Genomic DNA, 8,928 nt, shown 5'->3' with positions numbered 1-8,928 from the left:
GGATGTCTCCCTCTGCTGCGGTACGCGATGGCGGTGGTCGGAGCCCCGTGTTCAGCCGTGCTCAGCCGTGCTCAGCCATGGCCGGGCGGCGGGCCCCCGGGCATCGCCACCGGTGCGTGTCCATAGGGCCCCGGCGCATGCCCGTTGCCCATCGGCCCATTGCCCATCGGCCCATTGCCCATCGGCCCGTGGCCATGGGGCGGCACCGGCCCACGCCCATTGGGCGGCGCCTCATGACCACCCGGCCCGCCACGCCCCGCGAACTGGGTGCGGTACAGCTCCGCGTAGAGCCCACCCAGGGCAAGGAGTTCCTCATGGGTGCCGCTCTCCCGCACCCGGCCGCCGTCGATCACGAGGATCTGGTCGGCGTCGCGGATCGTGGACAGCCGGTGGGCGATCACCAGCGAGGTGCGCCCCGCGAGCGCGGTCTCCAGCGCCCGTTGCAGCGCGGCCTCCGACTCGGAGTCGAGGTGTGCCGTGGCCTCGTCGAGGACGACGACCGGTGGCGCCTTGAGCAGCAGCCGGGCCATGGCGATGCGCTGTTTCTCGCCGCCGGAGAGCCGGTAGCCCCGGTCGCCGACGACGGTGTCGAAGCCGTCGGGCAGGGACTCGATCAGGCCCCAGATCTGGGCGGCCTTGCAAGCGTCGACCATCTCCTGCTCGGTGGCCTCCGGGCGGGCGTAGCGGAGGTTGTCGCCGATGGTGGCGTGGAAGAGGTAGGCGTCCTGGGTGACGACGCCGATGGTGTCGTAGAGGGACTCCAGTGTGAGGTCCCGGAGGTCGTGTCCGTCGATGCTGACGGTGCCCTCGCCGGGGTCGTACAGCCGGGGCACGAGATGGGTGATGGTGGTCTTGCCGGCGCCCGAGGGGCCGACGAGGGCGGTGAGCTTCCCGGCGGGCAGCCGGAAGCTCAGCTCGCGCAGGGTCCGATCGTTCCTGGTGCGCTCCGTCCGCGGTATGGCGATCGATTCGAGGGAGGCGAGCGAGACGTCCGCGGCGGCCGGGTACGAGAACGAGACGCCGTCGAAGACGATTTCGGGCGCGCCGTCGCGGGGCAGGGCGATCGCGTCGGGCTTCTCGGAGATGAGCGGCTTGAGGTCGAGGATCTCGAAGAGCCGGTCGAAGCTGACGAGGGCGGTGACCACGTTGGCCTGGGCGCTGGAGAGCTGGTTGATCGGGCCGAAGAGCCGGGTGAGCAGCGTGGCCAGGGCCACCAGGGTGCCGATCTCGAAGGCGTCGTCGATGACGAGCCGGCCGCCGACGCCGTAGACCACGGCGGTGGCGAGCGCGCTGAGGAGGACCATCGACAGGAAGAGCAGCTTGCCGTTGACGGCGGTCAGTACGCCGAGGTCACGGACCCTTCCGGCCAGCTTGGTGAACTGGCGCAGCTCCCGGCTGGGCCGGCCGTACAGCTTGGCCAGCAGCGCCCCGGTCACGTTGAACCGCTCGTTCATCAGCGCGCCCATTTCGGCGTTCTGCTCCATCTGGGAGCGCATGAGCCGCTGGAGCCGGCGCCCGACGACCTTGCCGGGGAGGATGAAGAAGGGCAGCACTACCAGGGAGATCAGGGTGATCACCCAGGACAGGTAGAACATCGTGATGAGGACGAACAGCAGGGTGAGCGCGGCCGAGACGACCGTGGACAGCAGTGAGGTCAGGGCCTGCTGGGCCCCGACCACATCCGCGTTGAGCCGGCTGACCAGGGCGCCGGTCTGGGCCCGGGTGAAGAACGCCAGCGGCTGGCGCTGCACATGGTCGAAGACCTTGGTGCGCAGCTCGTAGACGAGCCCTTCACTGACCCGGGCCGAGTACCACGCCTCGCCGAACCCCAGCAGCGCGCCGAGGACCGCCAGTCCGCCGACCGCCACGGCGATACCCACGACGACATCGGAATCATGTTCGGCGATACCATTGTCGATGAGGTATTTGAAGAGGATGGGGACGGCCACCACAATGGCGGCGTTCGCCACGGTCATGAGCAGCAGCAGACAGATGCTGACGCGATACGGCCGGGTATACGGAACTATCCGTTTCGCGGTCCCGGCTTTTATTTTCTGCTTGGTCACGGATGGGTCGGGGCCCACCGCGCGAATCATCATCGGCCCTGGGCCGCCTATGGACACGACGCTCTCCTCGGCTTGGGTCGTTCCGACCTATGTGAGCTGGTCGATGAGGCTCTTGGGGCGCATGTCGCGCCAGTTCTCCTCGATGTAGTCCAGGCAGTTCTTGCGGGCGTCCTCGCCGAATACGACGCGCCAGCCGGCCGGTACCTCGGCAAAGGCGGGCCACAGCGAATACTGACCCTCGTCGTTCAGCAGGACCAGAAAGGAACCGTTTTCGTCATCGAACGGATTGGTCATCTTCACTCCTTCCAACTTCCCCGGAGCGGGCCGGAATTCAAGGTAACGAGCGGCCATCGGGAGCGGCAAGGTCGACTATTGAAGTGGCGTCCAACCGCGTATTCTCTGCACTTGGACAACGGGTGAAACCCCGCGGAAACCGGAGCCGGGGCATTCTGGGTCCCGCTGTCCAGGGGGGGGCAGGGCCGAGGGGCCGGTTGGACAGAACGAGGAGGGGGAGCGGGTGCGCGTGCTCGTGGTGGAGGACGACCAGGAAATGGCGCAGGCGGTGGCCGTCGGCTTACGGCGGGCTCAGATGGCCGTCGATGTGGCGTTCGACGGGGAGAGCGGTCTTGAGCGGGCGCTGCTCAGTGACTACGACGTGATCGTGCTGGACCGGGATCTGCCCGGGACGCACGGCGACGAGATCTGCTCCGAGCTGATCGCGTCCGGCTGCCGCAGCAGGGTGCTGATGCTGACCGCGGCGGCCTCGGCGGAGGATCTGGTCGACGGGCTCAATCTGGGGGCCGATGACTATCTGGCGAAGCCGTTCGACTTCCCGGTGCTGATCGCGCGGATCGGCGCGCTGGCGCGGCGTGCGCATCCGGCGGTGCCGCCGGTGGTGCACCACGGCGATCTGGTGGTGGACACGGCGCGCCGCAAGGCCGCCCGGGCGGGCCGGCCGCTGGAGCTGGCGCCGAAGGAGTTCGGCGTGCTGGAGCTGCTGCTGTCGGCCAAGGGGCGGGCGGTTTCGGCGGAGGAGCTGCTGGAGCGGGTGTGGGACGAGGCGGCCGATCCGTTCACCAGCGCCGTGAAGATCACCATCAGCAGGCTGCGGGCCAAGCTGGGCGATCCGCCGGTGATCGAGACCGTCGCCAAGCGCGGCTACCGGATCTGAGGCCGCCGATGCCTTCGCTGCCCCGGCTCCTGGCTCCGCTGTCCCGGCTCACCGCCCGGCTGGCGCACTCGGCCCTGCCCCGGCGTACGGTGCGGCTGAAGCTGACGCTGCTGTACGGGGCGCTGTTCCTGCTCTCGGGGGCGGCGCTGCTGACGATCACGTATCTGCTGGTGCTGGGGTCCAACGGCGGTTCGCTGTCCGGCGGGCAGCCCGCGCCGGACGGCGGTGGGCCGCGGACGGGCGAGACCGACGGCCACTCCCCGCCGGTGCCGCCGCCGCGGGGGCGCATCGGGGAGAGCACCCGCGATGTCCTTCCGGCCGCGGCGCGGGAGATCATGGAGCTGCAACGGGACGCCGTGCTGCATGACCTGCTGGTGCAGTCCGCGATCGCGCTCGGGCTGATGTCGGTCATCTCGATCGCGCTGGGCTGGGTGGTCTCGGGGCGGATACTGCGCCCGCTGCGTACGGTCATCGGCGCCGCCCGGGAGATCTCGGCGACCAGCCTGCATCAGCGCCTGGCGCTCGATGGCCCGAGGGATGAACTCAAGGAGCTGGGCGACACGTTCGACGGTCTGCTCGGCCGGCTGGAGACATCGTTCGAGGCACAGCGCCGGTTCGTCGCCAACGCCTCGCATGAGCTGCGCACGCCCCTCGCCCGGCAGCGGACGCTGGGGCAGCTGGCCCTGTCGGATCCCGACGCGGACGTGGCGTCGCTGCGCGCGGCACACGAACGGATCCTCGCCGCGGGCGCCCAGCAGGAGCGCATGATCGAGGCGCTGCTCACCCTGGCCCGTAGCCACGCGGGGATCGAGGTGCGCAGGCCGTTCGACCTGGACCGGCTGGCGCGGGAGGTCGTGGCGGCCCGCCGGACGGACGCGGAGCAGCGGCGGGTCACGCTGCGCTGCGCGCCGGCGGCCACGGTCGCGGCGGGCCACCGGCCGCTGGCCGAACGGCTCGTCATCAACCTGGTGGACAACGCGCTGCGGCACAACGAGCCGTACGGCTGGGTGGAGGTGGCCACGGCGGACGAGCCCGGCCGGGCCGTCCTGACCGTGGCCAACTCCGGTCCGGTGGTGGAGCCGAGCGCGCTGGACCAGATGTTCCAGCCGTTCCAGCGGCTCGGCGACCCGCGGACCAACAAGGACGGCCTGGGGCTTGGGCTGTCGATCGTGCAGGCCATCGCGGTGGCGCATGACGCCACGCTCGCCGTGGAGGCCCGCCCGGAGGGGGGCCTCGTCTTCACGATCGGCTTTCCGCACCCACCGGGCCACCCACCGGGCCACCCACCGCGACCGCCAATGGACCACCGGCAGGAACGGCCACCGGGCCACCGGCCGGGACCGCCACCGGGCCACCGGAAGGAACCGTCCTCCGCCCACCGCCCGGGGCCGCCGCCCCAGCGGCGAGGGGAGCGGTGAAGAAGTCGACGAGCGCGGCGTTCACCGCCGCCGGCTTCTCCAGATAGCCGTAGTGTCCGCAGCCGGGGATCTCGGTGTGGCGGGCGCCCGGGATGGCGTCGGCGACCTCCCGGGTGAGCTGCGGCCGTACGATCAGATCGTGCTCGAAGCCCAGGACCAGGCACGGGCAGCGGATGGCCGCGTACGCGGGCAGCCGGTTGGGGATCAGCTGGAGGCCGAGCTGGCCGCGGACCGAGGCCAGGTCGATGGCGGAGATCTCGAAGATGTCCAGCCAGTCGCGCAGCCGCTGCTCATCGGCCAGGGTCTGCGGGGACAGGCTCTGCAACGCGTTGACGTAGGCGGCGTAGCGGGGCGGCAGCTTCACCCCGCTGTCGGCCAGGTCCATCTCCGCGATCGCCTGGGCGGTGGCGAAGGTGTCGGCCCGGCCGCTGGTCGCCATCAGCACGGCCGACCGGACGAGTTCGGGCCGGGCCAGGATCAGCTCCTGGACGATGATGCCGCCCAGGGAGAAGCCCACGACCCGGCACGGGCCCGCGCCGAGGTGCTCGATGAGGCCCGCGATGTCCGCCGCCATGTCGTCGAGGGTGAAGCCCTCGGCGCAGGGGTCGCTCGGCGGGATCCCGCGGTTGTCCACGGTGATCACCTTGAAGCCGGCCGCCTTGAGCGCGGGCACCTGGTGGGTGCGCCACATCCGGCCGGGGGCCCCGGTGCCGGTCACCATGACGACCGGGTCCCCCGTTCCGTGCGCCTCGTAGTTCAGCTGGATCCCGTTGATCCGGACGACAGGCATCGTCAGGCCGGTCCCGGCTGCCAGAGCATGCCGTCGTCGGAGGTGATGAGCCCGCCGGGGAACATCGGCACATCGGGGCCGAGGTCCTCGCCGAGGAAGGCCCGGCTCTGCACCTGCGCGCCCTCCTGCATCGCCTGGCGCACCGCGGAGGAGCGGAACAGCGGCGTCATGTTCCCGTCCGCGTCGGCGGACATCTCGTCGATGGCGGAGACGAACTCGGCCGACTTGGACTTCATGCGCAGCGCGGCCGACTCGGCGCCGTCGAGGTCGAACTCCGAGGACGACACGCCCGCCACCAGCTCGACGAACGACTCCAGCTCGGTGTGCTGGTTGCGGGTGACCTTCTTGGCCGACCAGAAGTAGGAGTTCTCGTCCACGTGCATGTCGTAGAAGGACATCAGGAACTCGTAGAAGACGCCGTACTCCCGGCGGTAGCGGGCCTCGAACTCGGTGAACGCCGCCTCCTCGGACACGACCCCGGCCAGGCTGCTGCTGATCGAGCGGGCCGCCAACAGGGCGCTGTAGGTGGCCAGGTGGACGCCGGAGGAGAAGACGGGGTCGACGAAGCAGGCCGCGTCGCCGATGAGCACGAGGCCGGGCCGCCAGAACTTGGTCTGGTGGTAGGAGTAGTCCTTGCGCACCCGGAGCTGGCCGTACTGGCCCTCCGTCACCCGGGGGGCGTCCGCCAGATACTCCTTGATGAGCGGGCATTCGTCGATGAGCGCCAGCAGGGCCCGCTCCGGATCGCCCTGGATCTTGTCGGCGTTCTCCCTCCGGACGACGGCGCCGACGCTGGTGAGGTCGGGGGTGAGCGGGATGTACCAGAACCAGCCGCTCTCGAACGCCACGGACAGGATGTTGCCCGAGTTGGGGGCGGGCAGCCGCTTGCCGCCCTGGAAGTAGCCGAACAGCGCGAGGCTCCGGAAGAACTGCGAGTACTCCCGGGTGCCGCCCACCCGCTTGTGCAGCCGGCTGCCGTTGCCCGACGCGTCCACGACGTATGTGGCGCGCACCTCGTGCTCGGTGCCGTCCGCGTCGGTGTACCGCACCCCGGTGACCCGCTCACCGTCCTCGATCACATCGGAGACCGACACCCGGAAGCGCACCTCCGCGCCCTTCTCCACCGCGTGCTCCAGCAGGATGGTGTCGAACTTCGAGCGCTCGACCTGGTACGCGTGCGAGGTGGCACCCGCGATCTTCGGGGACACCGAGAAGGAGAACGTCCACGGTTCGGCGTTGGCACCCCAGCGGAACGTGCCGCCCTTCTTCGGGGTGAACCCGGCCGCGGCCAGCTTCTCCGCCACCCCGGTCATCCGGCAGACGCCGTGGATCGTGGACGGCAGCAGCGACTCGCCGATCTGATACCGCGGAAACGTCTCCTTCTCCAGGATCAGGACCCGGTGGCCCCGCATGGCGACGAGTGCGGCCAGCGTCGACCCACCGGGACCGCCCCCGACCACCACGACGTCGTACTCCTGACGACCTTCACTGCTCATGGTTTCCCCCTCCTGGCGTGCGTTGCTCTTCTCGGTAGCGGTCATGCGCCCTGCCCCTGCCCCGCGAACCGGCCGACCTTGCCGATCACGTCCTCGCCGTACAGACGCAGGGCCTGCTGGAGCGCGAACTCGGCCATATAGCGGCGGAACTCCTCGACCGGCTCCTCGGCCCCGCCCAGCATCCGCCGGTTGGGTACGACCGCCGGGCCGCCGAGCCGCCGCACGGCGCCCGCCACGGCCGTGTCCATCTCCTCCGGCTCGACCACCTCGTCGATCAGCAGCCGGGCGTCGGGTTCGGTGGCCCGGATCCGGCGGCCCTGGAGGATCACCTGGCGGGAGATCCGGGGTCCGGCGTGCCGGCCGAGCCGGAAGTTCGCGGCCCCCGGCACGATGCCCTCCCGGGCCGCGGGCAGGCTGATATAGGCGTCCGACGCGGCGATCACATGGTCGAAGACGAGCAGCAGCTGGGTGCCGCCGCCGATGGCGAACGTCTCGACGGCCGCGACCCACGGCTTTTCGACCGTCGGGGAGTGCCAGGGCGCGGTGTCGGTGCGCACTCCCCTGACCAGTTTGTGGAGATAGCCCAGCTCGCGGCGGAGCAGAAAGCCGACCAGCGAAATGGTTCCGGCGTGCAGGCTCTTGAGGTTGATGCCCGCGCTGAACACCCGCCGGCCCCGGTAGCGGGGATGGCTCATCGGGCCGCCGCGCACCACCCCGACCCTCACCTCCGGGTCGAGCAGCGCCAGGTCGACGGCGGTCTCCATGTCGTCGACCTGCTGCTCGTCCTCGGCGTTCAGGCAGTCGTCCCGGCACATCGTCAGATACGCCGCGCCGTCGCGCCGCTCCATCCGTACGGACGTCGTCTCGAGGACGCCGGTCCTCGTGAACTCCGGCAGCAGCCGCAGCGCCCGCGGTGTCGGCCGCAGCATCGCGTCGAGCAGATGCGGCCCGGACCGGGGCGAGCCCAGCACGGCGCGCAGGAAGATGCCCTGATCGATCTCGTACCCCTCCTTGTCCGCCTGCCGCCGGGCGCGGTCGGCGGCGAGCTGTCCGGCCGTGGGCAGCAGCGCGGGGAAGGCGGCCGCGGCGGCGCCGACGAGTTCGACGATGCGGAGCTCGTCGGCGCCGCCGCTGGTGAGGTGGTCGTACACGGCGTCGGCGTGGGTGTGCAGATAGCGCGTCCGCAGCGCCCGTGCGGTGTCCTTGGCCGCGGCGAGCGCGGCCCGCTCCTCAGGTCCCCGGGCACCGGGTTCGGGCAGTTTCGCCACCAGTTCATCGACGCGGAGGGCCGCCTGCCGCAGCTCCGGCCAGAGCGGGACGGTCATGACGCCTCCACCACGGGCGGCCGCAACGCCCGGTCGCAGGCGGCCAGATGGGAGCCGAGGGCGTCCTCGAAACTGGTCGTCGCGGCGTCGAAGAGCAGCTGCCGGCGGATCGCGACCTCCTTTCCGGCCAGCCCGCTGACCAGCCCGGCGGCGGCCGCGACCGCACCGGCCGGGTCGTCGGCCAGCTGATCGGCCACGCCGAGCGCGACCGCCTCGGGCGCCTCGATGGGCACGCCGAACAGCAGCGCCCGGCGGACCCGCGCGGGCCCGGCCAGCTGGACGAGCCGGTAGCCGGCCATACCGGGCCAGGTCGCCGTGCCATCGCCGTGGACGAGCAGCCGGGTGCCCGGGGTGACCACCCGGATGTCGCAGGCGAGGAAGGCGTCCAGGGCCGCGCCGCCGCAGTCGCCCGAGGCCACCGCGACGGTGGCCCGGGGCAGCCGCTCCAGGCGGCGCAGCGTCCGCTCCCACTTGCTGACGCGCATCACATCGAGGTCTCCGGTCCAGCCCGCTGCCGGGGCCCCGCCGACCTGTACGGCGACGACTCCGCGGCCGGGGCGGTCCTCGGCCTTGTCGCACACGGCCTGTACGGCGCTCACGGTCGCGGCGGTCGGCGGCTCGGCCCCGTCGATCGCCACGGTCAGCAGTTCTTCCATGCCACC

The 8,928-nt window shown here is 71.1% G+C and carries 7 protein-coding genes and 1 pseudogene; 2 read left to right on the top strand and 6 right to left on the bottom strand.

The features are described from left to right. Nucleotides 1–71 precede the first annotated feature (71 nt). Nucleotides 72–2,099, bottom strand: a complete 2,028-nt coding sequence (locus ACJX2R_RS41400) for an ABC transporter ATP-binding protein (protein WP_413106080.1) — start codon at nt 2,097–2,099, stop codon at nt 72–74. A gap of 54 nt (nt 2,100–2,153) precedes the next feature. Continuing rightward, a complete protein-coding gene (locus tag ACJX2R_RS41395; protein ID WP_020866836.1) occupies nt 2,154–2,360 on the bottom strand; it encodes an MbtH family protein in 207 nt (68 codons plus the stop codon). Between the two features lie 223 nt (nt 2,361–2,583). On the opposite strand from ACJX2R_RS41395, the gene ACJX2R_RS41390 reads away from it, so the two are divergent. Next, the gene (locus ACJX2R_RS41390) at nt 2,584–3,237 is read left to right on the top strand and encodes a response regulator transcription factor (RefSeq protein WP_262704233.1); all 654 of its coding nucleotides are present in this window, start codon (nt 2,584–2,586) and stop codon (nt 3,235–3,237) included. Nucleotides 3,238–3,245: 8 nt separating this feature from the next. Then, a complete protein-coding gene (locus ACJX2R_RS41385; RefSeq protein WP_413104251.1) occupies nt 3,246–4,655 on the top strand; it encodes a sensor histidine kinase in 1,410 nt (469 codons plus the stop codon). On the opposite strand, the pseudogene ACJX2R_RS41380 reads toward ACJX2R_RS41385, so the two are convergent. The 4 genes and pseudogenes from ACJX2R_RS41380 to dpgB all read right to left on the bottom strand — a co-directional run. Further along, a pseudogene (locus ACJX2R_RS41380) lies at nt 4,654–5,445 on the bottom strand (alpha/beta fold hydrolase); the annotation flags it as partial. The gene ACJX2R_RS41385 and the pseudogene ACJX2R_RS41380 overlap by 2 nt on opposite strands. A gap of 2 nt (nt 5,446–5,447) precedes the next feature. Further along, on the bottom strand, nt 5,448–6,941 hold the full coding sequence (locus tag ACJX2R_RS41375) for a tryptophan 7-halogenase (protein ID WP_413104250.1): 1,494 nt from the start codon (nt 6,939–6,941) through the stop codon (nt 5,448–5,450). 41 nt (nt 6,942–6,982) lie between these two features. After that, nucleotides 6,983–8,266 carry a (3,5-dihydroxyphenyl)acetyl-CoA 1,2-dioxygenase DpgC gene (gene dpgC / locus ACJX2R_RS41370; protein WP_413104249.1) on the bottom strand — a complete coding sequence of 428 codons (1,284 nt, stop codon included), beginning with the start codon at nt 8,264–8,266 and terminating at the stop codon, nt 6,983–6,985. Further along, a complete protein-coding gene (dpgB, locus tag ACJX2R_RS41365; protein WP_413104248.1) occupies nt 8,263–8,922 on the bottom strand; it encodes an enoyl-CoA-hydratase DpgB in 660 nt (219 codons plus the stop codon). Before dpgB ends, dpgC begins: the two co-directional genes overlap by 4 nt. Between the last annotated feature and the right edge of the window lie 6 nt (nt 8,923–8,928).

Source organism: Streptomyces sp. Inha503 (assembly GCF_047215865.1).
Lineage (GTDB): Bacteria > Actinomycetota > Actinomycetes > Streptomycetales > Streptomycetaceae > Streptomyces > Streptomyces lycopersici.
The sequence above is the reverse complement of the archived record's forward strand: the minus strand, read 5'-3'. Positions and strand labels throughout refer to the sequence as shown.